Below are 21,044 nucleotides of genomic sequence, written 5' to 3'. Positions count from 1 at the left end.
ATGTGTTGATCAACCGCATGACTTCACCGTCGAGACGAGAGACCGACCTGTGATGAGCCAAGAAAGCCCCGCGACAACCGGCACCGCCGACCACGCGCCCGCACCTGTAATCTCCGTGAAACCGGTCATCCTGCCCGCGCCAGGGCGCGGAGTGGATCTGCACGTCAGGATCTCCGCGCCCGCCCACGGCACCGGCCTGCCGGTCATCGTCTTCGCGCACGGCTTCGGCTCGTCACTCGACGGCTACGGGCCTCTGACCGATTACTGGGCCGCGCACGGGTTCGTTGTCGTCCAACCCACCCACCTCGACTCCAGAACGCTCGGCCTCGCACCAGACGATCCGCGGGCGTCCCAGATCTGGCGCTTCCGGGTCGAGGACATGAAACGCATTCTCGAGAACCTCGAACGGTTGGAGGCCGCCGTACCCGGCCTCACCGGCCGAGTCGACCACAGCCGCATCGCCGCCGCTGGACATTCCTTCGGCGGTCAGACCGCGGGCATTCTCCTGGGCCTGCGGGTCCTCCCGCCGGCAGGCTCCGGCGAGGACATGTCCGACCCGCGGATCAAGGCCGGCGTGCTGTTCGCCACCGCCGGCACCGGCGGCGACGACCTCACGCCGTTCGCGCGGGAGCACTTCCCGTACCTCAACCCCGATTTCGCCCACATGACCACCCCCGCCCTGGTGGTCGCCGGCGACAAGGACCAGTCCTTCCTGACCGTCCGTGGCCCCGACTGGTCAGCCGATCCATACCTACACAGCCCCGGACCGAAAAGCCTGCTCACCCTCTTCGGCGCCGAGCATTCCCTCGGCGGCATCCCCGGCTACGAGGCCGCGGAGACCACCGACGAAGACCCCGCACGGGTCGCCCTACTGCAACAGCTCACCACCGCCTATCTGCGCACCGCGCTCCATCCTCAGGACACCAGCTGGCCCGAAGCTGTCGCGAACCTCCTGCGAGGCGCAGCCCGACTCGGACGGATCGAGGAGAGTGTCTGACTACCGGTGGATCTGTCGTGGCGGTTGGTGATGGGTCAGTTGGTGGTGGTCGGGGTGAGGCGGCCCGCCAAGGTGATCGCGAGGGCGTTTACGCCACAGCCCTATCCGCCAAGAATGGCCGGGTTCTGACGGCGGGCCGGTCGCGACGGGTGGCCGCTGATGGAGTGATCGATGGGGTCGGTGTGCGTCGTAATGATCGACATGGTCGGCCAGCACGGCGGTCAGGTGACGTTTACCGGGTCGTTGTTTCCTCGCCGGCGTGCGGCACGGGGTCGGCGAGCGGTCGGATTGATGCGACCATGGGTAGGCGACGAGGGTTCATCGAGGCAGGGGCCCTGGCGAAGAGCGGGGAGATTCGTGATGGTCCGGTGGGGGTGGTCGCGTCGCGACGACGGGCCGGACCCGACGTCCGTACCTGTGTCCCTGTGGCGGCGGAACCCGCGCAGCGAAGTGGAGCTGGGGCCGGTCCCGGCCCTGCCGGCCGCCGAGGACGGTCCGTACGACATCGTCGACCTGCCGCATCAGGCGGTCCGCCGGTTCGATCTCGGTTCCCTGCTCGTTCCGGTGCTGCCGGGCGTCGTCTACCGGTTCGAGGTCATCGGCTCCGGCGATGACCAGCAGGTCGTCGCGGTGGTCGCGGTGGCGGTCGCGGACGGGTCGACGATGCGGCTCACCGCCCACGCCGCGCCGCGCCGCGGCGGGCTAACCGGCGAGGTCCGGGCCGAGCTCCAGCGCTCGGCCCTCGCGGTGCGCTCGACGTCGGCATCGGTGACCGACGGCCCCTTCGGACCCGAGCTGTGGTCCGCCGCCCCGGCCGTCGAGGCGGGAGGTGCGCCCGGGCCATATCGGTTGCTCAGCATCGACGGCCCGCGCTGGCTCCTGCTTGCGGCGATCACGGCACCAGGCGGCGCGGTGCCAACCGCGGCCGACCAGTTCGGGGCCGCATCCTCGGCCGTAGGCGTAGCGGCGCTGGAGGACGTGCTGCGCGCCGCTGTCGTGATCCGCGGCGAACGGGCGATGTCTGCCGGGGCCGCCTTGGCGCTCAAGCTGCCCACCGAGCCCGACCCGCCCGACTCCGACGTTGACGACCGCGGCGACCCGGACGCGCTCGCCGACGAACTCGGCCGACTCCCACCGATCGGCGCCATCACCGCGGACCCCCGCCGCATCAGCTACGAGGTCATCGCGGCACCCGCCGGAGGTCTCAGCCGCAACCTCAACACCTGGGGATAACCTCCGTGGAGGCGGCGGACCGGGCAGTCGCGAGCCCGATACCGACCGTGCCTGATGGAATCCCACAGGTTTCCGTCGAGACCGGCGACGCCTCGACGCGCGCTTCGTCGAGGGCGACGGTGACCAGGGTGCGGACGGTCGCGGCGGCGCTCGCGATCCCAATGGGAGCCAGAGCCGATCTCGAAGCAGTCCCGCCTCGCGTCACTGGAAGGCGGCGATGTTGCGTCGGGCCCAGTCGGCGAAGGTACGTGGTGCGCGACCGAGGATCTGCTCGACGTCGTGGCTGACCTGCTGCTCGGCGGGCGTGGGCTCGCCGAGGATGGTCAGGGTGCCCTCCACCACGGCGGGCGGCATGACCTGCAGCATCTGCGCTCGGGCTTCCTGTCGGCTCTGCTCGACGAACCTGACCGGTTCACCGAGTACGTCAGCGATGGTCTGAGCGCGTTCCCGGGGTGTCGTGAGTGCCGGCCCGGTCAGTTCGTAGAGGCGACCGGTGTGGCGTGGGTCGCGCAGGGCTGCGGCGGCGACCTCGGCGATGTCGGCGGGGTCGATGGTCGGTAGTCCGACGTCACCGAACGGCGCGGCGACCGTCCGCTGTGCGCGGACCGTCGGCGCCCAGGCGAAGGCATTGGAGTGGAAACCGCCTGGTCGCAGCACCGTCCAATCCAGACCCGACTGGCCGACCGCGTCCTCGAACATTCGAGGATGGCGATAGACCTCCGGTCGTGTCCCGGCCCCCTGGGAGGACAGCAGTACGACCCTGCGAACCCCGCCCGCCTTCGCGACATCGAGGAGGCTGTGCGGACTGTCGCCGGCGACGAGCAGGAACAGCGCGCCGGCGCCGTCGAGGGCGGGCCGCAGGGTTTCGGGATCGGTCAGGTCAGCCTCGCGGTAGAACACTCCCCGGGGTAGGTCTGTGCCGGGAAGCCGGCGGGCGAGAGCGGTCACCTGCTCTCCGGCGTCGGCCAGGGCGGTCACGAGCTGGCGGCCTACGTTGCCGGTCGCTCCGGTCACAACAATCATGGCTAGCTCCACTGTCGGGACTTGCTGTCATCGAGTGCCACCGGCGGGCGGCATGGACGAAGCTAGCATCCTCGATATAGTAGGTACCTAGAAGAAACTGACTATCTCGAAGGGATCCCCTTGACCCTCCACACGGCAAGGACCCTGGCGCCCGCGCCGGTCGACCCCGAACAGGCCTGCCCGATCGCCCCAGTGGTCGACATCGTGTTCAGTCGCTGGACCACACCGATCCTGTGGACCCTCAACGAGTTCGGCCGCCAGCGGTTCGTGGAACTTTCCCGCCGACTCACCACGATCACGTCCAAGGTGCTGACCCAGCGGCTGCGGCAACTCGAACGCGACGGTCTGATCGTGCGTACCTACCACCCCGAGGTCCCACCCCGGGTCGAATATGAGATCAGCGATCTGGGGCGCAGCCTCGCCCCGTTGTTCGCGGGACTCACCGAGTGGGCCGAAGCCAACCTCGGCAAGGTCGAACAGGCCAGGCACGACTACGACACGACCGCGGCCCGGTAGCGGCGCGTTCTCGACGCACACAAGCCCTACCTGCACGAACGGTTCAATGCCGGCGTCACGACCTTCAGCGAGCTGTTCCGGGAGATCTCCGAGCGCGGCTACACCGGCAGCCATGCGACCCTGCGCGACTACCTACGCCCGCTGCGCGTCGCCGGCCGCGCCCCGACCCCGGCGCCGGCGCCGGCGGCACCGAAGGTCCGTTTCGTCAGCTGTTTGCGGCACGCGTCCGCGCGTCGTGGGCGGCCTGGACGAGGGACTGAATCAGTGGGGTCTCGGCGGCGGTTCGCCAGACCAGCGCCCACTGGCAGGGTGGGGCATCTCGGATGGGGAGATAGACGATGTTGGGCCAGGGATAGAACTGACCCGCCTCGGCGGCGACCCCTGTCACGGCTTGGCCGGCGGCGACGGTGGCCATCTCCTCGTGCCAGGTCGAGACCTTCGGACCGCGAGGGACAAGGCGTCCCGCCGGGGTCCGGAAGGGATTGAAGGTCTCCTCCATGTAGGAGGGGACCGCGGAGCCGGTCAGCACGGTGCAGTCCCCGAAGTCCTCCAGGCATACCGACTCGCGTCCGGCGAGAGGGTGTGCGGCATGGACCATGAGCAGCACCGCGGAGGTGTGCGTCACCGGGCCGACGGTGAGGCCTGGTTCGCGGACCGGTAGCCAGACCAACCCCACGTCCACCTCGCCCGACCGGACCGGGTCGAGGGGTGCGGTCGGTTGGATCTCCCGGAACCGCAGCCGCACCGTCGGGTGGCGAGCCTGGAACAGGTCGATGACCTCGCCGATCGCCCAGGGCTGCGGGCCCATGGTGCCGAGGGTCAGATGGCCACGGTGGGCCCTCGCATCGGCGGTGGCAGCGGCGATGCCCGCCATGATCTGCTGGTATCCCGCACCCAGGTCCCGGCGGAGCTGCTCACCGAGCGGCGTAAGGCGCACCCTGCGGCTGGTCCGGTGAAAGAGCGGTGCGCCGATGCGGCGTTCCTGCTGGCTGATGGCTCGGCTGACCCGGGCCTGCGAGACGTGCAGCCGCTCGGCGGTCCGGCCGAAGTGCAGCTCCTCGGCCAGAGTCAAGAAGATCTCGATGTCCCTCAGCTCCATCCGCGCCCCTTCCAATCGATAACCTACAGGTTATCGATTGGTACGCGAAGTCCACGTTGATCGGACCCGCGGGTCGATAGAGGCTGGCACTCGTACACCACGCTGGGTTGTCCCCGCTCGGGGCGGACCAGGCGCTCTCTGGACCAGCCGAACCGGCCCGCCGGCCCCGCAGGGCCGCACCAACCCCAGCGGAACGGCTGATTCCTGTGGCGCGGCCGAAGAACTCCGTCGTCGTCATGCCCGACCGGATGAAGAGGGCTCCGTGAAAGGACCATTCCGTAATGACCGCCGAACCGCGGGCCAAGACGCCAAGAACCAGGGAGCCTGGACTGCAAAAGCTCTACTATGCGGCGCACACCTATATGATCCTCGGCCTGATCAGCGGCCTGGCCTACCGCGAGATCACCAAGGCCAAGAACTTCACCGGTGATACTCAGCTCGCCCTGCTCCACACGCACCTGCTCGCCCTCGGCATGCTATTCTTCCTCATTTCGATCGTCCTCGAGAAGCTGTTCACTCTCAGCGCGAGCAAGCTGTTCGACTGGTTCTTCTGGACCTACAACGCGGGCCTGTCGCTGACGGTCATCATGATGGCCATCCATGGCACACAGACTGTCGTCGGCGCGCGGACAAGCGACGCCGTCTCCGGTGCGGCCGGGATCGGCCACATTATCCTGACCCTGGGGCTCATCTTCTTCTTCGTCATGCTCGGCCGGCAGCTCCCCGGCCCGTCTGTCGCAAGGAAGAACGATGCCGGTCGGATTTCGCGCCCGAGGTCGAGTAACGATCCCGACAACGAGCGGCCTGCATCGGGTTGATCGTATGAACCTGATACCCAGCCACAATCAACGCGGTCACCCACGGGCCACGGTCCGTTTCGATGCCGACCACGACATCACCTGCTTCTGCGTCGTCAGGCAGGTGATCCGCGATCAGCGCGTGGAGCCCGGCTATTCCCGCGGCTCCCTCCGGGAGCCGTTTCCGCGCCAGCCGCCGACCCGAGTCGCCCTGTTCCTGCCGAGAAATGCGTCCGGGCAGGTCAGGCGGCGTGTTCGTACTCGTGAAGGATGCCGGCGAGGCGATCGCGTCCGCGGATGTCGAGGTGTGTGAGCCGGTCCGGACCCGTGATCGGTTCGGGCAGCGGTTGCAGCAGTCCGGCGTTCGCGATGCCCTGGTGAGGCCGGTGTCTGTTGTAGAACGCCTGGCGCGGCGGTTCGGACACTTCCACCCGCCGGGAAGGTGCGGGTCGGTGAACAGTTCGGGTGCCCTCGGGGACCATGTCAGTGCTCGGCGTCGGGGAAGTCGGCCTGCTGAACGAGCAAGGCGACCTGTACACGGTTGGTGGCTTGCAGTTTGTCCAGCAGTCGGGATACGTAGGCCTTGACGGTGGCGGTGCTCATGTAGGCGACGTGGGCAACCTCCGCGTTGGACAGGCCTTTACCGAGCGCGAGCGCGACCTCGAACTCTCGCTCGGTGAGAGCGGAGAGTCGGGCGCGGGCTGTGTCCCGAGCGCTGGTGCCGGCGCGGGCGCCGGCCAGGTTGATCAGGCGTCGGGTGACCGATGGCGAGAGCATCGGGTCTCCGTTGGCGACCCGTTCGATGGCGTGCACGATGTCGGCGGGTGGGGTGTCCTTGAGCAGGAACCCCGCGGCTCCGGCCGCCAGCGCCGCGAGTACCTCCTCGTCGGCGTCGAAGGTGGTGAGGACGAGCACCTTCGGGGGTTGCGGCATGACGTGCAACGCACGTGTCGCGGCGATGCCACCGACCCGGCGCATGCGAAGGTCCATCAGGATGACGTCCGGACGCAGCGCGGCCACGGCAGCCGGCACCTGGTCTCCGTCGGCAGCGTCGCCCTGCACCTCGATGCCTGGCGCGGCCCGGAGCATGAAGGCCAGCCCGCTGCGGACCAGGGGATCGTCGTCGACGATCAGTACGCGGATGGTCATGTCGTTCGCTGCTCCGTTGCGGCGCACGGCATCCAGGCGCGGAGCTGGTAGCCGTCGTCGGCGACTGGCTGGTATTCGATCCGGCCGCCGCTGAGGCTCACGCGTTCCCGGAGCCCCGTGAGCCCGGTCCCAGAGCCGGGTGGCGCCGCGTGCCTGTGGGCGGCGGGGGAGGCGTGGTTGCGGACCGACACCTCGATGCCGTCGCCGGTGTCGTACACCTCAATGCGGACCCGCGCTTGTGGGGCGTGCTTGCGCACATTCGTGAGGGCTTCCTGCACAACTCGGTAGAGGGTGCTGCCGGTCGAGGCGGGGCTGTGCTCGACGTGCTGGAGCACTCGCGGGGACACCGCGCAGGAGACCTCGAGCCCGGCGCTGCGGGACTCTTCCAGCAGCGCGGGCAGGTCGGCCAGCGTGGGTTGAGGCAGCTGTCCTGCGGGTGTGGCGGCCCGCAGGAGGTTGATGACCTGGCGCAGTTCGTTTAGCGCCTGGTGGCTGTTGCTGCGGATGATCGCCGCTGTGGTGACGACCTCCTCGGCGGAGGCGCCGCGGTGGTACTCCAGCGCGCCCGCGTGTACGGCTAGCAGGGAGAGGCGATGAGCCAGGACGTCGTGCATCTCGCGGGCGATGCGCTCGCGTTCCGCGCGCCTGGCAGCCGCGGCTCGTTCGACGGCCCGGTGCTCGGCGTCGCGCAACTGTAGGCGCAGGGAGTCCAAGAGCTGACGGCGCGCCCGGACGAACATCCCCCAACCGGTGACCCCGAACGTCGCCAGCGCGCCGACGGTGAAGGCGCGGACGGCGTGCGAAACCGGGTACAGCGCCAGGGCGGGCACGATGCTGAGTGCGGCCAGGGCGCTGACCGCGACGGCGGTGCGCCATCGCCGGTGCTCCGCGACCGTGAACGCGCAGATCAGTCCGATTCCGCCGGCCAGCGTGGACACGACGCCGATCGCGATGGCCACCACGGCGAACGCCACCGGGCGGCGGCTGCGCCAGATCCAGATCCCGGCGAAGCAGCCCGCGCCCAGGACCATGTCCGCCGCCCGCAGGGCGACCGGCCGATCGGTGACGCCGTAGAGGACGTTCTGCTCACTGGTCAGGCCGACCGCCAGGGCCGCGACGGCCAGCCCGGCGTTGATCGCCGCCTCTCGTCGCGGGGCTGTGCTCACCCGGTCAATGTATGGCTCTCGGGTGGACGGGAACGGAGCAGTGGCACGGCCATCGACCAAAGTCGACGTCCCGACGTCGAAGTGTCGACCGAAGGACACCCGGAAGCGCCGCCCGGCCGCAGCGGCCGGGCGGCCGTCCTTGGCACGGTCATAGCCATGACCACTACTGACCGCTTCACCTTTACCGCCGCGGACCGCACACTCACCGGCACGTGCGCCCTCCTGGTCTGCGCCCTGTCACTGGTGATGGTGCCGCTGTACTTCGTGTACTCCGGGCCTCCCCCTGCGAGCAACGTGCTGCTCCGGGTCCTGATCACAGTCGTGGTCCTCACCTTTTTCCTGGTCTTCACGACCGGACTGAGGCGGGTGCTCGGCCGTAGTGCCGGACTCGCCGGTGAGATCGCGTGTACGTCCGGTCTCGGGTACGCCGTGATGACCCTGGTCGCCGCCTCGCTCGAGGCCGGTGTCGCGCTCGAGTACCCCGACGGGTCCAAGGACCCCACCATCGACGGCCCCCTCGCCAACGGGATGGCGCTGTTGCACGGCCCGATCGCCCGTCTGCTGTTCGCCACGTTCCTGATCGGCCTGGCCGTCGCCGTGCACCGCACGCATTCCCTGCCGCGTCGAGTCCGCAACGGGTCGGTCCTACTCGCCATGGTCAACCTCGCCTTCGTGCCCTCGCTGTTCTTCGGCATGGACCCGGCGAACTTCTACGCTGCCAACGGCTGGGGAAGCACTGCCAGCATCGGCGTCGTGAACATGTTGTGGACCGGTGCGATCGGTGCCGCGATCCTGCGCCGCGGGCACGCCCCTGCCGACATTCGCCGCCGCGCGCACACCGCCATGTCCGCCGGCTGATCGCGGTTCGAGCAATCCGGTCTGGACACGTTCACATCCCGGCCGTGGGGACCCGCCGTGGCGATGAGCCGTGCGCTGTCGCGGCCCGAAAGCATCGCTCGGCGCAGGCTCCGGGCATTCCGGGCCAGGGCCGACGAACCCCAATCCGAGTCGCGATCGCGCGCTTGGAAAGGCCATCGAGGCCCCGCTCGTCGAGAACCTCGACGGCCGCCGAGACGATCGCACGGAGATCGGTCGCCTGGGATGCGGCACACAGGAGACCGTACGCCCAGACTTATTAATCAGTATTAACTTTCCCTGCGGCGTCATCAAACCCGACTCGGAGGACGGAACCCGTGAGCGACGAGACTGCATGGAGCGCAGTGGTGGTGAAGAAGTCCCGCGCGCTGTTGGACGGATCGAACCTGTACCGCCGAGTGACGATCCGGCACGACAGCGGACACGAGGAGAAGATCCAAGTCAGCCGTGCCATCTGGAAAGAGATCAAGGTCGGTGACCGGCTGGTCAAGGAGGCCGGCCACGACCCGCGTCCCGCGTGACGCGGGCGGAGTCACCGCGCGGCGCCCTGGCGTCACGTGGTGAAGACCGGCGGGCCGCCACAAGGCGCCCGACCAACTTCCCGCAAGGAGCCACCGTGACTACCATGTACACCTTCGACGTCTTCTCCACGCTCGACGGCTTCGCCAACCACAACGGCGACTGGGGCGGCTACTGGGGCAAGCAGGGCCCCGAATTCCTCGCGTATCGCGCCGCTGCCTACCGCGACCCGCTGCGCATGGTGCTCGGGGCCAAGACCTACTCGTCGAACGCGCCGTTCCTCAACGCAGGCTTCGACCGGAGCCTGTTCGACGGGTGGATCACGCGCATGTTCGACTCCCCCGTCACGGTGCTCTCCAGCCGGCTGACCGAGCCGCTCGAGTGGCCGGACACGACCATCGAGTCCGGCGATCCTGTCGAGGTGGTCACCCGCCTCAAGGCCGAATCCGATGTGCCGCTGCGCTCCCACGGCAGCCTGACGCTCAACCGGGCGCTGCTGAACGCCGGCCTGATCGACACCATCGAGGTGACGGTCTTCCCAGTGATCTCCGGGACGACCGGTGTGGACCGGATCTTCGACGGTGCGGACGACTTCGACCTCGAGCTGCTCGAGGCCCGGACCTTCGACGGCCACACGCAGGTGCTGACCTATCGGCCGACCCGACACAGTTGATCGGCGACGGGGCGGCCGATCTGCGGCCAGTCGAACTCGCCGTGCGGGCCTGCGGCGAAGCTGTCGGACGAATCCACGCTTACTTCGTGACCACTCTGCGGGACGCCGGGTTGTTCGTCTACGGCCACACCGTCTTCACGCCGAATCAGATCGCCGTCGGCCCGCCTCGTGGCTGTGATCGTCGGCGTGGTGGGTCGCGTTGACGTTCCTGCGTCACCTCGGAACATGCTTGTGTGCGGGGGCTGCGGTGCCCCGATCGGCTCGCGTGCCGGTGGATTTCGGAGGCTGGTCGTGCGGTGCTCGTATCCTTGGCAGGTGAGCACCCTGCGGGACGGGCTGCACAGTCTGATCGACCGCCTGCCAGAGTCGCAGGTGGCGCCGATCCTGGCTCTCGTGCGCGAGAGCACGCCGACCGAAAGCGGCGGCGACGAGTGGCCATTGCCGGATTTCGTCGGTGCGTTGGCCAGCGGCAAGGGTGATCTCGCCGCCCGTTCGGCCGAGATCCTGCGCTCGGAACTGGGGCGCGACCCGAGTGATTGTCTGGGACACCGGGCCGCTGATCGCCGCCGCCGACACTGACGACGAGCACCACGCCCGCAGCGTCGCTCTCATGCGCCGTACGCCCCGGCCACTACTTGTTCGCTATCTCGTCCTGACCGAGGTCTGCTTCATGCTGCATGATCAGAGAAGGGTGGACCATGTGTACCAGCATCCGAACCGATCGATCTTGGCTGTCGGCCCTGAAATCACCGTCCGCCCAGTCGCCACACGCACCCTGACCAGGGGCGCTGCTCGATGACCGCGCCTACCAGAAAACATCTATTGAATCGAACGGATGTTCCGCGTGCCTGGCGGTTCCGGAGGTTCCGGTGCGTCTGCCGACCGTGATTGTGGGGGTGGCCGTCGGGGTGGCGCCCTTCAACCGACGACGAGCCGTTCGCCGCCGAAGTCCGCGATGATCTCCAGATGTCCGCCGAGTGCTTTGACGTAGGCGGCCAAGGTGCGCAGCTCGCTGGCATCAACGTTGGCCCGCTCGATGGCGGACACGCGTTCCTGTCGCCGAAGCCCACCTGCTGCGCCACATCCGACGCCTGTCCGCCGCGACCATCCACACCAGCCCCGCCCACCACCACGCCGCCGCCGCGGCGCCATGGCGCCGGAACGCGGTCACAGCCGCGACCCGCTACCTCGGGTCAGTGGCGGGGAGTAGGAGGGTCGCTCAGGGCCTCCTGTCAGCTGAAGGAGTGGTACTGAAGTTGTTGGTCCACGTAGCCTTTGCCCCGCTTTCGCCGATACGGACGACCTGGACGATCGAGCCGACGGCGACGGCGACGCTGAGCACGGCGACGGTGATCGTCACCGCGGTGGGGACGGACCTCCCTGCGCGGTGACGGGTCGTGTCGGCGGCAGCGGTGGCTGGCGCGGCGCGGCGCTGGAGCAGCCACAGCCCGGCTGCCAGCACGAACAGCGCTCCGACCCACGGCAGTAGCGAGTCACCCAACTCGGTGTGCTGTCGGATCAGCGGAGTGGACGGCACCCGGGCCTCCAGCCACTCCCCGGCATGTGTGGTGAGCGGGACGCTGACGAGTGCGACAAATGTGACCAGCGGCGTCGCCACGCCGAGGCGACGGCGAGCCGCCGGCCACAGCGCCGAGCACACGACCATCGCCGCGGCCACCGGCACTAGGACGACCACCACATGTACCAGCAGCACGTGCGCTGGCAGGCCACGAATCTCGGTAGGACCCACGAATCTCCACCATCCCGCCGTGGGAGACACCCCGGCAGCTCGTCGGAAGGGACACCAGCCAGGCAGGCACCCCACATCTACTACCCGAGTAGTAATACTACGTGGGTAGTAGAACGCATACGATCGGCCGGTGACTCCACGGGACCGTGAGGGCGCCGAGCCGGGGCGGCGAGAGGCTGGGCAGCTGGAGAACGCCGTACTCGCGGTCCTGTGGACGGCGGCGACGGGCCTGACGCCCGCGCAGACCCAGGAAGGGCTGCGCGAGGGAGGCTTCGACCTGGCGTACACGAGCGTCGCGACGACGCTGACCCGCCTGCACGCCAAGCGCCTGGTCGACCGTGCTTCCGTCGGGCGCACCTTCGTGTACACGCCCAGCGGGCGCGCGGCAGAGGATGCCGCGGCGCGGATGCGCTCACTGCTGGGCGGTGGTCGCGCCCGCGCCGTCGTTCTCAGCCACTTCGTCGAGGGCCTCGAGCCGGACGATGAGGCCACGCTGCTCGACCTGCTACGCCGTGCCAGTCCCGATCCCGCGACAGGCGCGTCCCCCGCCCCGAGGCGCGACAGCCAGCCTGACGGCGAATCCCCGACCGAACGGACGCACAGCACACCCGAGAGGCCGTGAGGGACGCCGTGCGATACATGGTGTGGCTGCCACTCATCGGCGACACGCTGCTGGCCGTCGGGCTCCCCGCGTTGGCACGGCGACTGCCGTACCGCCGCGGATTCGCCGCCCTGACAGCCATCGGTGTCCTCGGCACCGCCTGCTGGCTGTGGTGCCTGGTCCTGCTGGCCGCCGTCTTCACCGACCGGCTCGGCTACCTGGACGCACGCGGCGGCCTCACCGCGGCGCCCGCCAGCCTGAAGGCGGTTCCGCTGCTTGCCACCGCCGCCGCCGCCGGCACTCTGCTCACCGCCGTGGTCAGAATGGCTGTGCTCGCCGTTCGCCACACCCGCGAGCTTGCCCACGCCGAACGGCTAGCTCGCCTGCCCCTTACCGGTGACGTCATCGAGCTGGCCGACCCTGATCCCTATGCCTGCGCTGTCGGCGGGCTGACCGGCGGGCGCATCGCGATCACCACCGGGCTGCGGCGCTGCCTCACCGACGCGGAGCAGGCCGCCGTACTCGCCCACGAACGCGCCCACCTCGACGGACGTCATCACTGGTACCGGATAGCGGCGGCCTGGTGTGCCGCCGTATGCCCGCCGCTTTTCCGGCTACCGGCCCTGATCGAACAGAGCTGCGAACGCGCGGCAGACGAGGCGGCGGCCCTCGCCATCGGCGACCGCCGACTGCTCGCCCGCGCGCTCGGAAAGACCGCGCTCGCGACCGCGCGCACCCGGCGGGGCGCCAGCCACGCTGGCAGTCCAGGCCTCCTTCACGGCGGGGTCCCCGAACGCATGGCCGCCCTCCTCGACGACTCACCCCCTCCCGACCGAACCGCGGCCCTGGTCGCGGTCATTTTCACGTCAGCGATCGCCGTCATGGTGCTGGCATCCGTCCATGCCGGCACGGACTGCGTCGCAATGCTGAACTCGTGACGGGACATCTGAGGTGGTACCCCACCTCGCCGTGGACGCCGGGGTGAACCCGCCGACGTTCACCCCTTCAGTACGCGCTCCGACCCACCGATCGCGGCATCCCGAGTTCGACCACACCGCGGGCGGTCAGATGGGGAGTGGTCCGCCAGCGGCGGCGACGACGATGCCGATGGCAGCGGTGGCCAGGAGCGTGAGGACGACGCCGCGGCGGGCGGCGAGGAGTAGTACGAGGGCGCCGGCGAGGGTGAGGAACTGCCAGGGTTCGTGCAGGGCGCGGGCGAGCGGGATGGCGGAGCCGAGGATGGCGCCGAGGGCGGCAGGTCCGGCGCCGTCGAGGAAGCTGCGCACCGATGGGCTGGCGCGTAGCCGGTCGAAGTTGGGACCGCCTACGAGGATGAACACGAACGACGGGGCGAAGGCGACCGCGGCGGCGAGCAGCCCGCCGCCGACGCCGGCCGCGGCGTAGCCGACGGCGGCGGCGGTGTGCACGACCGGGCCCGGGGTGATCTGCCCGAGGGACACGGCGTCGAGGAACTGCCCGGCGCTCATCCAGTGGTAGTGGTCGACCGCATCGGCTTGCATCAGCGGAATGATCACAAAGCCGCCGCCGTAGGACAGCAGGCCGACCTTCAGCGCGACCCAGGCCAGGGCGAAAAGTCCACCGGCCGCGGCGGTGCTGGCCGCGAGTACGGGCGCGGGGGTGGCCGCCGGGAGGCGGGTGACGCCGTGTCTGCCCGGCCGGTTGCCGCGGACGGCCAGTTCGATGAGGCCACAGCCGAGGAGAAGCAGGACCAGCCAGGGGCCGAGCGTCGCCGCGCCGACGGTGCCGGCGGCGAGGTAGAGCGGCCAGCGCAGCCGGCTGACGGCCTTGGCGCGCTGCCAGCTGGCGGGCAGGAGACCGGCGGCGGCGTGCACTGCGACGGCGGCGACCGCCGAGCCTGCGCCCGCCCCGGCGGCGCGCACCCAGCGCGGTGTGGAGCCGGCGAGGAAGAGCGCGGACAGCGCGAGGATGGCGACCAGTCCGGGGAGGATGAACGCGAGGCCGCCGACGAACGCGCCGGCCCGCCCGCGCAGCCGCCACGCGCAGTAGATCGACAGCTGGGTCGAGGCCGGGCCGGGCAGCAGGTTGCAGACCGCGATCGCGTCCTCGAAGTCGTGTGGCGTGATCCAGGCTCGCCGTTCGACGCACAGCTGGCGGAACATCGCGATGTGGGTGGGTGGGCCGCCGAAGCCGAGGCAGCCGATGCGGCCCCACTCACGCATCAGGGTGGCGAGGCTGGGACGGATGGCTGGCGCCGCCGAGTCCGCGTGCGGGTCCACAGATCGCTCCAGATGTCGCGCGATGCAGCCGGCGCCGGCGGCCCAGGCAGCGGGAGTCGGTGACTGGTCAGGAACGCGATCGCTGGTCGATCAGGTATAGCAGGAACCGGACGCGGATCTCGACGTCCGCGGTGAGCCGCTCGAACGCCGGATAGGTCGCCTCGTCAGTGTCGCCTTCTCGGGACGGGTCGGGGAGGCTCCAGTGGACCGGGTCCGCCGGCCCGGGGAACCGCGGGCAGATCTCCCGGACCCAGTCGCACAGGCTGATCACGTAAACCGCTGCCCGCATCATTCTCCGTCGACGGACACTCGATCATCCTGAACGAGCCGTGGTCAGGGGATTCGGGCGATCCCCCCGTAGACGCTGACCTGCTCGTCAGCGGGAGCGTCGGCGTTCGGGTCGTCAGGGCGCCAACGATGGACGAGCTCGATACCCGGGTCGACCAGCTCCAGGCCTTCGAAGAATCGCTCGACCTCGACACGGGTTCGCGCGGTTCCCGGAATTCCCCGCTGCCGGTAAATCTCGGCGGCCCGTTCGATCCCCTCTGGCGCGAAGTCCGCCGTGCCGTGGGTGAGTGCCAGATAGCTACCGGACGGAAGTGCCTCGACGTAACGGCGCACCAAGGCGTAAGGCTCGTCGGAGTCGGAGACGAAGTGCAGTAGAGCGATCAGGGACAGCGCGACCGGCCGGGTCACGTCGATGGCGGCGTGCAACTCGTCCGAGGACAGGACCTTGTCGGGTTCGCGCAAGTCCGCGTCGAGGTAGGCTGTCTTGCCTTCCGGCGTACTGGTGAGCAGCGCCCGGGCGTGGGCGAGCACGATCGGGTCATTGTCGACGTATACCACCCGGCTCTCGGCTGCGATTCCCTGGGCCACCTCGTGCAGGTTCGGCGAGGTGGGAATGCCGGTCCCGACGTCGAGGAACTGGCGGATGCCGACCTCGCCCGCGAGGAACCGCGTCGCGCGGTGGACGAAGCCTCGGTTCTGTCGGGCAGCAATAGGGGCGTGCGGAAAGACCATCAAAGTTTGCTCGGCAGCCTGCCGGTCGGCCGAAAAATTGTCTTTCCCACCAAGGTAGAAATCGTAGATCCGCGCGGTGTGCGGCACGTCTGTCCTCAGCGAGGCGGGGTCCAAGCGGTCCGCGGAGTTCATCCACCGAAAGTCGCCGGTCGAGCTGTCGATCACGTTTCGCCCTCTCCTACCCTCGTCGCGGCGGCGGTCTCCATCCGCACACAGGCCTCGTCACCCATCCAGACCGGGCGAAATCGGGCCGTGAGCGATTATGCCGCATCGTCGGCGGGCCGTCGTCACCCGGTGGGCACTACCCGCCCACCGATAGACGCCAACCGCGTGGGGAATGCCTCGGTCTGCCGACAGACGGAGGGCACGGCGCCGTAGCGGGCAAGGCACGCACCCGCGCCCCAGGGCCCCGGGAAGATCGCTTGAAGTAATTGTCGACGAGGGGATGCTTCGAGATGTCCTCAGTCGCCACCGACGGTGACGCTGACATGGGCGCGATGGGGTGCTTGGCTGACGGCGCAACCCGGACCTGGTGGGCCGAGGGGGCGTGTCGCCACGGTTGCCTTGTCGGCAGTGTCGCCGGTGTCTACCTGTGCTAGCATTGCTATCAGGAGGTGGTCCGGATGGCGGCTGTCAGCATTCGAGACCTCGACGACGGCGTGCGGGAGCGGCTGCGCGTACGGGCGGCGCACCACGGCCGTTCGATGGAGGCCGAGATCCGCGCGATCCTCACTGAGGCGGTCAGTGAGCCCGAGGACGCCGCTGGTCTCGCTCACGCGCTGCTCGCCCGGTTCGGTGCGCTTGGTGGCGTCGATCTGCAGCTACCGGCGCGTACACAGGTACCGCGCGCAGCGGACCTGTCCACGTGACCGGGTACCGCCCTTGACGCTGATCGTTCTCGATACCAACGTCATCTCCGAGCTCATGCGCGCGGCACCAGCCGCCCGCGTCGTGACCTGGGTGACCAGCCGGCCGGCTGTCACCTTGAACACGACCTCGGTGAACCTGGCCGAGGTACGTTACGGCATCGTCCGACTGCCGATCGGTCGCCGTCGTGAACTGCTGCTGGCGACCGCCGACGATATCTTTACGGTATTCCGCGACAAAATCCTGCCCTTCGATGCCACGGCGGCCCGCCACTACGCCGACGTGGTGGTTGAGCGGGAACGAGCCGGGGCTCCGATCAGCGGCTTCGACGCCCAGATCGCGGCCATCTGTCGATCCCACGACGCCGTGCTGGCCACCCGCAACACCAACGACTTCACCGGCCTGGGTCTGGAGCTGGTCAACCCCTGGAGCGCCGACGCGTAGCCCAGCTCCGCAGCGACACCCACATAGCTCTCCATGGCCAGGTCCAGCCCGCCCCCACCTGGAGTTCGAGCAGTCCGGCCTCCGCTCCACCCGTTGGCGGTCGGTGCGCGACACATGGTAGCTGCGCCAGCGCCGACGTGGCCACGGTGACGTGGTCGGCGGCGGTGTTGGCCCCGGCGTTACCCGGCCGCAGCAGCACCGCCAGCGGCTCACCCGACCCGTCGGCACCATGGTCGGCGAACGCCCACAGCGGATGGAACCCGAACCCCTTCTTCCAGGTCCGGTCGGCCCTCTCCTTCTCCGAATGAGCGGTGACCAACATGGCGTCCAGATCGACGACCAGCGGATCCGCAGGCCGCACTCCTTGATCGGCCAATGAGCGAGATCAAAACGATCGGCCGGTCCTTGAAGGCGGCTGGGGTCACCTGCAAGGCGATCCAGGGACATGACGGCACGTTCTGGCCGCATCCGGTCGCCGACAGGTCATCGGAGACGGCAACGCTGTTGCTGCGCAGGGCCACGGTGGTGTCCGGCCGTGCTGTCGAGGCACTGGTCGCGATCCGCCCTGACCTTGATGCCAGCCGAGCGAAGACGCTGGCCAAGGACGGCGAACGGAGAGCGCGGAAACCGCTGCTCGTCGATCGGCCGCTCACCGACATCGAGGTCGCTACCCGAATCCTGAAACGGAACGGGCTCCGGGTCGACATCGTCCCCGACGGCCCGGAGGCCGTAACAGCCGGCGGCCGCAATCCCAGCCAGCCAACGCCAACCTGATCGCCGCACCGCTGTTCAAACCCGCCCGGCGTAACGGCGCCACCGTCTTCCTCGACCTCGCCACCCTCGAACCACACGCCGACCAGTGGACCCACCTGTCCACCCTCGGCCGCATCACCCCCCAGGAACTTAGGCACGCCATCGACCGGCTTGGCACAGTGGCCGTCGCCAGCGAGGTCACCACCCTGCTCTCCCCCACCTCAACCGCCACCCGGCCCGCCATCGCACCGGCCATACACGCCCGGCTCGGCGCCGGCATCCGACTCGAACAATCCGCGCTCACCCCGGAACTGGCCGCGACCCTGCGACATGCCGCCTGCCTACACAACCCGCTGTTTTACGAACGGCAGCGCCTACGCGCCTCCACCTACGGCATCCCCCGGTTCCTCCACAACCACGACGAGACGGTAGACGGCGGCCTCGTCTTTCCCCGCGGCATGCTCCCCACCGTCGTCTCCCTCACCGAACAGGCCGGCAGCCGCCTGGCCATCGCCGACGAACGAGCCCCCGGCACACCGCACGATTTCACCTGCTCCGCCACCCTTACCGCCGCCCAACGAGACGCCGTCACCAACCTCGTCGACCACGACCTGGGTGTCCTCGTCGCCCCGCCCGGCTCCGGCAAGACCGTGATCGCCTGCGCGATCATCGCCGCCCACCAGACCTCCACCCTGATCCTCGTCGACCGCAAGACACTCGCCGACCAGCGGCGCACCAGAATCGCCGAGTTCCTCGCCGTCAAGACAGGGCAACTCGGCGGCGGCCGCACCAAGCTCCGCGGGACCATCGACATCGCCACCCTGCAGACCCTCGCCCGCCGCGACGACATCGCCGACCTCACCGCCGGCTATGGCCTCATCATCGCCGACGAATGCCACCACCTCCCCGCAGCGGCCTTCACCCACGCCATCCGCCAGATTCCCGCCCGCCGTCGAGTTTGTCGCGCCGGTAGGGGGTGGCCGTCAGGCCGAGCCAGTAGTGGTAGCCGGTGGGGTGCAGGCGCAGGACGGGCAAGAGCGATGCCTGATGACCGCGCCGGACGGAACATCGGTCATCGAGTAGAACGAGCGTTCCGGAAACCTGGCGGTTTCGGACATTTCCAACCCACTGGCGATCGTGATCATCACACGTCATGGTCGCGTCGAGATCCCTGTGCCACTCGGAACGTGCCGTAGCAGCGGCGGCCGTCCCGGCCTGGGACCTTCATCGAGTCTCGGCTGACGCCCGCCTCCAGGATGTCTGGCGGCACGCCATCGTCCAGCTGCTCGACGACTACACCAGCGTCCTGCGCCACCAGGGCTGTTCCGCGGCGCAGGCAATGTGGGTCGGCCGGCCACGGCCGGCCACGGCCGGCCGGCGACCGGCGCGTGGACGCCGCTTTCGCCGCCCTCGGGGAGTATCTCGCCCGCCGTGACGACTGGCCCGCACCTCAGTGGGTGCGCGACCCCGCCCTCGAAGCGATGCCCTGGTGGTTCGTCACCGCGTTGAAGGGCCTGCATCCCCGGGCGCTGGTCGAGTCCCCACTGTCGTTTCGCAAACGCGGCATCTTCATCACCCGCGGCGCCCTCCAACGGGCGTGACATGACCGCCCCGGGTCTCGACCGCGAGTCGATCATCGGACTGCTTCAGGAGCTTAACGACGAACTGGGGCGGCGCGGCGCCAAGGCCGACCTGTTCCTCGTCGGTGGCGCTGCCCTCGCCCTCGCCTATGACGCACACCGCTCCACGCGCGATCTTGATGCGGTCTTCCTGCCGACCGACATCGTCCGAGCCGCTGCCTTCGTACTCGCCGAACGCCATGGCCTGTCCGACTCATCTCATCCTGACGGATAGGGCGACTGGCTCAACGACGCGGTGAAAGGCTTCCTGCCCGGTCCGGATCCGGCCGGCGACCAGATATTTCGAGGCCGATCATCTCACCGTCGACATCGCCTCCGCCGAATATCTGCTTGCCATGAAACTGTTCGCGTCCCGCGTCGAAACCGACGCCGAGGACATCGCGTTCCTCTACCGCACGCTCGGCTACACCACCGTCGACGAAGGCCTTGACCTCGTCCAGTCGGTCTACAGCGGCCGCCCGATCGATGCGAAGGTCCAGTTCCTCCTCGAGGAAGTCGTCGACTCCCTCGAGGGCCCAGGCGACCGTGCGGACCACCCCTGACGACTCAGTCAGACCTGATCTCAGGACCCTCTCCCAGCATCCGCGCACATCGCCCGCAGACGGTACATCCCTGCTGGCAGCTCGCCGCCGGGGCAGGGCAACCGACCCGGAGTACACGATCCGCGGACTGCTCGTCCGGGCCGAGGAGAAGCTCTCGCCCGCCGCCCGCGGGAAGCCGCTGTGCACACTCGCCGACCTCGGCGGGGACGCCGGCCTCGCGATCGCACGATGCCCAGTGACCGCGCCGGCCGGAACATCACCTACCGAGTCGAACAAGCGTTCCGTGGGGCTGGCGTTTCCGGACGCTTCGGTCAGTCTCGTGACTGTGATCGTGGGCATCGTGGACCACCCTGCCGGTAGGCCCGCGCAGCGCCGGGATGTTATTCGCCGACGCGGTGACCGCCCCGGACCTGCTCGCCGACCGCATCGGCATCGACGCCGTCACCTGCCCGATACTGCTGCTCACCGCCGAGGACTCCCTTGCCCCGCCCTGCCTCCTCCACCGCCCGCCTCGGCTGCGGCGAGCTCGTCCTGCCCACCGGCGGACACATGCTCGTCGGCAACATCGAACAGCTGCGCGCCGTCCTCGCCGGTTTTCTCGGTTCCGGTTGGCCCCACAGGCGACGCGAGGCCGCGGGAAATGCCGTTGCCGGCGAGCCCGGACGGCGCAACCATCGGGCGCCATGCTGATACGCCGGGAACAGACGAAGGACGAGCGGGCCATCGCCGCCGTGCACGGCGAGGCCTTCGCCGCCGCCGACGGCCCGGGTGCGGCCGAGGCGCGCCTCGTCGACCTACTGCGGGCCGGCGGCACACTCGTCCCCGCGCTGTCGCTGGTCGCGCAGGTCGACGGTGAGGTCGGCGCCGGCATTGTGGGTCATGTGGCCGTCAGTCGGGCGGAGCTGGGCGGACGACCGTCGCTGGGCCTCGGCCCGCTCGGGGTGCTGCCGCGCTGGCAGCGGCGCGGTGTCGGTAGCGCGCTGATGCACGCGGTCCTCGCCGCCGCCGACGCCCTCGACGCGACCGAGCTCGTCCTGCTCGGTGATCCCCAGCCCTACTGAGCTTTAATGCGTAGAGTCATGTTGACCGCAGCTCGTCCCAGGTCAGGCCGGTTTCGGCGA

Annotated in this window: 30 protein-coding genes and 3 pseudogenes; 20 read left to right on the top strand and 13 right to left on the bottom strand. The window is 69.2% G+C overall.

Annotation, left to right across the window (positions count from 1 at the left end):
- Positions 1-52 precede the first annotated feature (52 nt).
- A complete protein-coding gene (locus MXD95_RS04735; protein ID WP_250639291.1) occupies positions 53-997 on the top strand; it encodes an alpha/beta hydrolase family protein in 945 nt (314 codons plus the stop codon).
- Positions 998-1,447: 450 nt separating this feature from the next.
- Positions 1,448-2,230: a DUF3710 domain-containing protein gene (locus MXD95_RS04730; RefSeq protein ID WP_250639290.1), complete on the top strand. Its 783-nt coding sequence runs from the start codon at positions 1,448-1,450 to the stop codon at positions 2,228-2,230.
- Between the two features lie 201 nt (positions 2,231-2,431).
- On the opposite strand, the gene MXD95_RS04725 is transcribed toward MXD95_RS04730, so the two are convergent.
- Positions 2,432-3,253, bottom strand: a complete 822-nt coding sequence (locus tag MXD95_RS04725) for an NAD(P)H-binding protein (RefSeq protein WP_250639289.1) — start codon at positions 3,251-3,253, stop codon at positions 2,432-2,434.
- Between the two features lie 120 nt (positions 3,254-3,373).
- Between MXD95_RS04725 and MXD95_RS04720 the strand changes: the two genes are divergently transcribed.
- Positions 3,374-3,769: a winged helix-turn-helix transcriptional regulator gene (locus MXD95_RS04720; protein WP_250639288.1), complete on the top strand. Its 396-nt coding sequence runs from the start codon at positions 3,374-3,376 to the stop codon at positions 3,767-3,769.
- A 205-nt stretch (positions 3,770-3,974) separates the two neighbouring features.
- On the opposite strand, the gene MXD95_RS04715 is transcribed toward MXD95_RS04720, so the two are convergent.
- A complete protein-coding gene (locus MXD95_RS04715) occupies positions 3,975-4,868 on the bottom strand; it encodes a LysR family transcriptional regulator (protein ID WP_250639287.1) in 894 nt (297 codons plus the stop codon).
- Between the two features lie 281 nt (positions 4,869-5,149).
- Between MXD95_RS04715 and MXD95_RS04710 the strand changes: the two genes are divergently transcribed.
- Positions 5,150-5,686: a DUF2871 domain-containing protein gene (locus MXD95_RS04710; RefSeq protein WP_285223518.1), complete on the top strand. Its 537-nt coding sequence runs from the start codon at positions 5,150-5,152 to the stop codon at positions 5,684-5,686.
- Here MXD95_RS04710 and MXD95_RS04705 read toward each other — a convergent pair.
- The 4 genes and pseudogenes from MXD95_RS04705 to MXD95_RS28820 all read right to left on the bottom strand — a co-directional run.
- Positions 5,625-5,906 (bottom strand): annotated as a pseudogene (locus MXD95_RS04705) (IS110 family transposase); the annotation flags it as partial. The gene MXD95_RS04710 and the pseudogene MXD95_RS04705 sit on opposite strands and share 62 nt — an antisense overlap.
- 1 nt (position 5,907) lies before the next feature.
- Complete coding sequence (locus tag MXD95_RS04700) at positions 5,908-6,090, bottom strand: hypothetical protein (RefSeq protein ID WP_250639286.1); 183 nt, start codon at positions 6,088-6,090, stop codon at positions 5,908-5,910.
- Positions 6,091-6,148: 58 nt separating this feature from the next.
- Positions 6,149-6,814, bottom strand: coding sequence for a response regulator transcription factor (locus tag MXD95_RS04695; RefSeq protein ID WP_250639285.1), 666 nt, complete (start codon positions 6,812-6,814; stop codon positions 6,149-6,151).
- Entirely contained in the window at positions 6,811-7,980 is a 1,170-nt protein-coding gene (locus MXD95_RS28820; RefSeq protein WP_250639284.1) for a sensor histidine kinase, read from the bottom strand. Before MXD95_RS28820 ends, MXD95_RS04695 begins: the two co-directional genes overlap by 4 nt.
- 156 nt (positions 7,981-8,136) lie before the next feature.
- Between MXD95_RS28820 and MXD95_RS04685 the strand changes: the two genes are divergently transcribed.
- Positions 8,137-8,838, top strand: coding sequence for a hypothetical protein (locus tag MXD95_RS04685; protein ID WP_250639283.1), 702 nt, complete (start codon positions 8,137-8,139; stop codon positions 8,836-8,838).
- Between the two features lie 31 nt (positions 8,839-8,869).
- Here the strand turns inward: MXD95_RS04685 and MXD95_RS29140 are convergent, their stop codons facing one another.
- A complete protein-coding gene (locus MXD95_RS29140; protein WP_374121969.1) occupies positions 8,870-9,058 on the bottom strand; it encodes a hypothetical protein in 189 nt (62 codons plus the stop codon).
- A 115-nt stretch (positions 9,059-9,173) separates the two neighbouring features.
- Here MXD95_RS29140 and MXD95_RS04680 point away from each other — a divergent pair, with 115 nt between their 5' ends.
- From MXD95_RS04680 to MXD95_RS04670, 3 genes are all read left to right on the top strand, one after another.
- Positions 9,174-9,377, top strand: coding sequence for a DUF7489 domain-containing protein (locus MXD95_RS04680; protein ID WP_250639282.1), 204 nt, complete (start codon positions 9,174-9,176; stop codon positions 9,375-9,377).
- Positions 9,378-9,481: 104 nt separating this feature from the next.
- The gene (locus tag MXD95_RS04675) at positions 9,482-10,048 is read left to right on the top strand and encodes a dihydrofolate reductase family protein (protein WP_250639359.1); all 567 of its coding nucleotides are present in this window, start codon (positions 9,482-9,484) and stop codon (positions 10,046-10,048) included.
- A gap of 315 nt (positions 10,049-10,363) precedes the next feature.
- Positions 10,364-10,627, top strand: coding sequence for a hypothetical protein (locus MXD95_RS04670; protein WP_250639281.1), 264 nt, complete (start codon positions 10,364-10,366; stop codon positions 10,625-10,627).
- A 339-nt stretch (positions 10,628-10,966) separates the two neighbouring features.
- Here the strand turns inward: MXD95_RS04670 and relB are convergent, their stop codons facing one another.
- Both relB and MXD95_RS04665 read right to left on the bottom strand, forming a co-directional pair.
- On the bottom strand, positions 10,967-11,095 hold the full coding sequence (gene relB, locus MXD95_RS28410; protein WP_285223517.1) for a type II toxin-antitoxin system RelB family anti-toxin: 129 nt from the start codon (positions 11,093-11,095) through the stop codon (positions 10,967-10,969).
- Positions 11,096-11,267: 172 nt separating this feature from the next.
- Positions 11,268-11,798 (bottom strand): DUF2231 domain-containing protein, encoded by a 531-nt coding sequence (locus MXD95_RS04665; RefSeq protein WP_250639280.1) that lies wholly within the window; start codon positions 11,796-11,798, stop codon positions 11,268-11,270.
- A 130-nt stretch (positions 11,799-11,928) separates the two neighbouring features.
- Between MXD95_RS04665 and MXD95_RS04660 the strand changes: the two genes are divergently transcribed.
- Both MXD95_RS04660 and MXD95_RS04655 read left to right on the top strand, forming a co-directional pair.
- A complete protein-coding gene (locus MXD95_RS04660; RefSeq protein ID WP_250639279.1) occupies positions 11,929-12,420 on the top strand; it encodes a BlaI/MecI/CopY family transcriptional regulator in 492 nt (163 codons plus the stop codon).
- A gap of 17 nt (positions 12,421-12,437) precedes the next feature.
- On the top strand, positions 12,438-13,337 hold the full coding sequence (locus MXD95_RS04655; RefSeq protein WP_250639358.1) for a M56 family metallopeptidase: 900 nt from the start codon (positions 12,438-12,440) through the stop codon (positions 13,335-13,337).
- 126 nt (positions 13,338-13,463) lie between these two features.
- Here the strand turns inward: MXD95_RS04655 and chrA are convergent, their stop codons facing one another.
- From chrA to MXD95_RS04640, 3 genes are all read right to left on the bottom strand, one after another.
- Entirely contained in the window at positions 13,464-14,657 is a 1,194-nt protein-coding gene (gene chrA, locus MXD95_RS04650) for a chromate efflux transporter (RefSeq protein ID WP_250639278.1), read from the bottom strand.
- A 67-nt stretch (positions 14,658-14,724) separates the two neighbouring features.
- A complete protein-coding gene (locus tag MXD95_RS04645; protein WP_250639277.1) occupies positions 14,725-14,946 on the bottom strand; it encodes a low molecular weight phosphatase family protein in 222 nt (73 codons plus the stop codon).
- 44 nt (positions 14,947-14,990) lie between these two features.
- Positions 14,991-15,809, bottom strand: coding sequence for an SAM-dependent methyltransferase (locus MXD95_RS04640; RefSeq protein ID WP_250639357.1), 819 nt, complete (start codon positions 15,807-15,809; stop codon positions 14,991-14,993).
- Between the two features lie 491 nt (positions 15,810-16,300).
- Here MXD95_RS04640 and MXD95_RS04635 point away from each other — a divergent pair, with 491 nt between their 5' ends.
- A complete protein-coding gene (locus MXD95_RS04635; RefSeq protein WP_250639276.1) occupies positions 16,301-16,546 on the top strand; it encodes a FitA-like ribbon-helix-helix domain-containing protein in 246 nt (81 codons plus the stop codon).
- 13 nt (positions 16,547-16,559) lie between these two features.
- Positions 16,560-16,988 (top strand): type II toxin-antitoxin system VapC family toxin, encoded by a 429-nt coding sequence (locus MXD95_RS04630; RefSeq protein ID WP_250639275.1) that lies wholly within the window; start codon positions 16,560-16,562, stop codon positions 16,986-16,988.
- Between the two features lie 115 nt (positions 16,989-17,103).
- Here the strand turns inward: MXD95_RS04630 and MXD95_RS04625 are convergent.
- A pseudogene (locus tag MXD95_RS04625) lies at positions 17,104-17,337 on the bottom strand (transposase); the annotation flags it as partial.
- A 26-nt stretch (positions 17,338-17,363) separates the two neighbouring features.
- Between MXD95_RS04625 and MXD95_RS04620 the strand changes: the two are divergent.
- The 8 genes and pseudogenes from MXD95_RS04620 to MXD95_RS04590 all read left to right on the top strand — a co-directional run bounded on the left by MXD95_RS04620 (position 17,364) and on the right by MXD95_RS04590 (position 20,984).
- Positions 17,364-17,762, top strand: coding sequence for a response regulator (locus tag MXD95_RS04620; protein WP_250639274.1), 399 nt, complete (start codon positions 17,364-17,366; stop codon positions 17,760-17,762).
- A pseudogene (locus MXD95_RS29135) lies at positions 17,759-17,836 on the top strand (hypothetical protein); the annotation flags it as partial. The gene MXD95_RS04620 and the pseudogene MXD95_RS29135, both read left to right, overlap by 4 nt.
- Before the next feature lie 84 nt (positions 17,837-17,920).
- Complete coding sequence (locus tag MXD95_RS04615; RefSeq protein WP_250639273.1) at positions 17,921-18,937, top strand: DEAD/DEAH box helicase family protein; 1,017 nt, start codon at positions 17,921-17,923, stop codon at positions 18,935-18,937.
- Between the two features lie 192 nt (positions 18,938-19,129).
- Entirely contained in the window at positions 19,130-19,342 is a 213-nt protein-coding gene (locus MXD95_RS04610; protein ID WP_250639272.1) for a hypothetical protein, read from the top strand.
- A gap of 1 nt (position 19,343) precedes the next feature.
- On the top strand, positions 19,344-19,595 hold the full coding sequence (locus MXD95_RS04605) for a nucleotidyl transferase AbiEii/AbiGii toxin family protein (RefSeq protein WP_250639271.1): 252 nt from the start codon (positions 19,344-19,346) through the stop codon (positions 19,593-19,595).
- Between the two features lie 121 nt (positions 19,596-19,716).
- Complete coding sequence (locus MXD95_RS04600) at positions 19,717-19,923, top strand: hypothetical protein (protein ID WP_250639270.1); 207 nt, start codon at positions 19,717-19,719, stop codon at positions 19,921-19,923.
- Between the two features lie 480 nt (positions 19,924-20,403).
- Positions 20,404-20,613, top strand: a complete 210-nt coding sequence (locus MXD95_RS04595) for a hypothetical protein (protein WP_250639269.1) — start codon at positions 20,404-20,406, stop codon at positions 20,611-20,613.
- Positions 20,607-20,984 (top strand): GNAT family N-acetyltransferase, encoded by a 378-nt coding sequence (locus tag MXD95_RS04590; protein WP_250639268.1) that lies wholly within the window; start codon positions 20,607-20,609, stop codon positions 20,982-20,984. Before MXD95_RS04595 ends, MXD95_RS04590 begins: the two co-directional genes overlap by 7 nt.
- The last annotated feature ends 60 nt before the right edge of the window (positions 20,985-21,044 follow it).

It is taken from the genome of Frankia sp. AiPa1 (assembly GCF_023243075.1).
Taxonomy (GTDB): Bacteria; Actinomycetota; Actinomycetes; order Frankiales; family Frankiaceae; genus Frankia.
The sequence above is the reverse complement of the archived record's forward strand: the minus strand, read 5'-3'. Positions and strand labels throughout refer to the sequence as shown.

What these genes read in the sequence shown, in the direction of transcription:
- MXD95_RS04735 (WP_250639291.1), top strand. Translation starts at nt 53, where the DNA reads ATGAGCCAAGAAAGCCCCGCGACAACCGGCACCGCCGACCACGCGCCC.
- MXD95_RS04725 (WP_250639289.1), bottom strand. Translation starts at nt 3,253, where the DNA reads ATGATTGTTGTGACCGGAGCGACCGGCAACGTAGGCCGCCAGCTCGTG.
- MXD95_RS04715 (WP_250639287.1), bottom strand. Translation starts at nt 4,868, where the DNA reads ATGGAGCTGAGGGACATCGAGATCTTCTTGACTCTGGCCGAGGAGCTG.
- MXD95_RS04710 (WP_285223518.1), top strand. Translation starts at nt 5,150, where the DNA reads ATGACCGCCGAACCGCGGGCCAAGACGCCAAGAACCAGGGAGCCTGGA.
- MXD95_RS04695 (WP_250639285.1), bottom strand. Translation starts at nt 6,814, where the DNA reads ATGACCATCCGCGTACTGATCGTCGACGACGATCCCCTGGTCCGCAGC.
- MXD95_RS04685 (WP_250639283.1), top strand. Translation starts at nt 8,137, where the DNA reads ATGACCACTACTGACCGCTTCACCTTTACCGCCGCGGACCGCACACTC.
- MXD95_RS04675 (WP_250639359.1), top strand. Translation starts at nt 9,482, where the DNA reads ATGTACACCTTCGACGTCTTCTCCACGCTCGACGGCTTCGCCAACCAC.
- MXD95_RS04655 (WP_250639358.1), top strand. Translation starts at nt 12,438, where the DNA reads ATGGTGTGGCTGCCACTCATCGGCGACACGCTGCTGGCCGTCGGGCTC.
- MXD95_RS04645 (WP_250639277.1), bottom strand. Translation starts at nt 14,946, where the DNA reads ATGCGGGCAGCGGTTTACGTGATCAGCCTGTGCGACTGGGTCCGGGAG.
- MXD95_RS04640 (WP_250639357.1), bottom strand. Translation starts at nt 15,809, where the DNA reads ATGAACTCCGCGGACCGCTTGGACCCCGCCTCGCTGAGGACAGACGTG.
- MXD95_RS04635 (WP_250639276.1), top strand. Translation starts at nt 16,301, where the DNA reads ATGGCGGCTGTCAGCATTCGAGACCTCGACGACGGCGTGCGGGAGCGG.
- MXD95_RS04620 (WP_250639274.1), top strand. Translation starts at nt 17,364, where the DNA reads ATGAGCGAGATCAAAACGATCGGCCGGTCCTTGAAGGCGGCTGGGGTC.
- MXD95_RS04605 (WP_250639271.1), top strand. Translation starts at nt 19,344, where the DNA reads ATGACCGCCCCGGGTCTCGACCGCGAGTCGATCATCGGACTGCTTCAG.
- MXD95_RS04600 (WP_250639270.1), top strand. Translation starts at nt 19,717, where the DNA reads ATGAAACTGTTCGCGTCCCGCGTCGAAACCGACGCCGAGGACATCGCG.
- MXD95_RS04590 (WP_250639268.1), top strand. Translation starts at nt 20,607, where the DNA reads ATGCTGATACGCCGGGAACAGACGAAGGACGAGCGGGCCATCGCCGCC.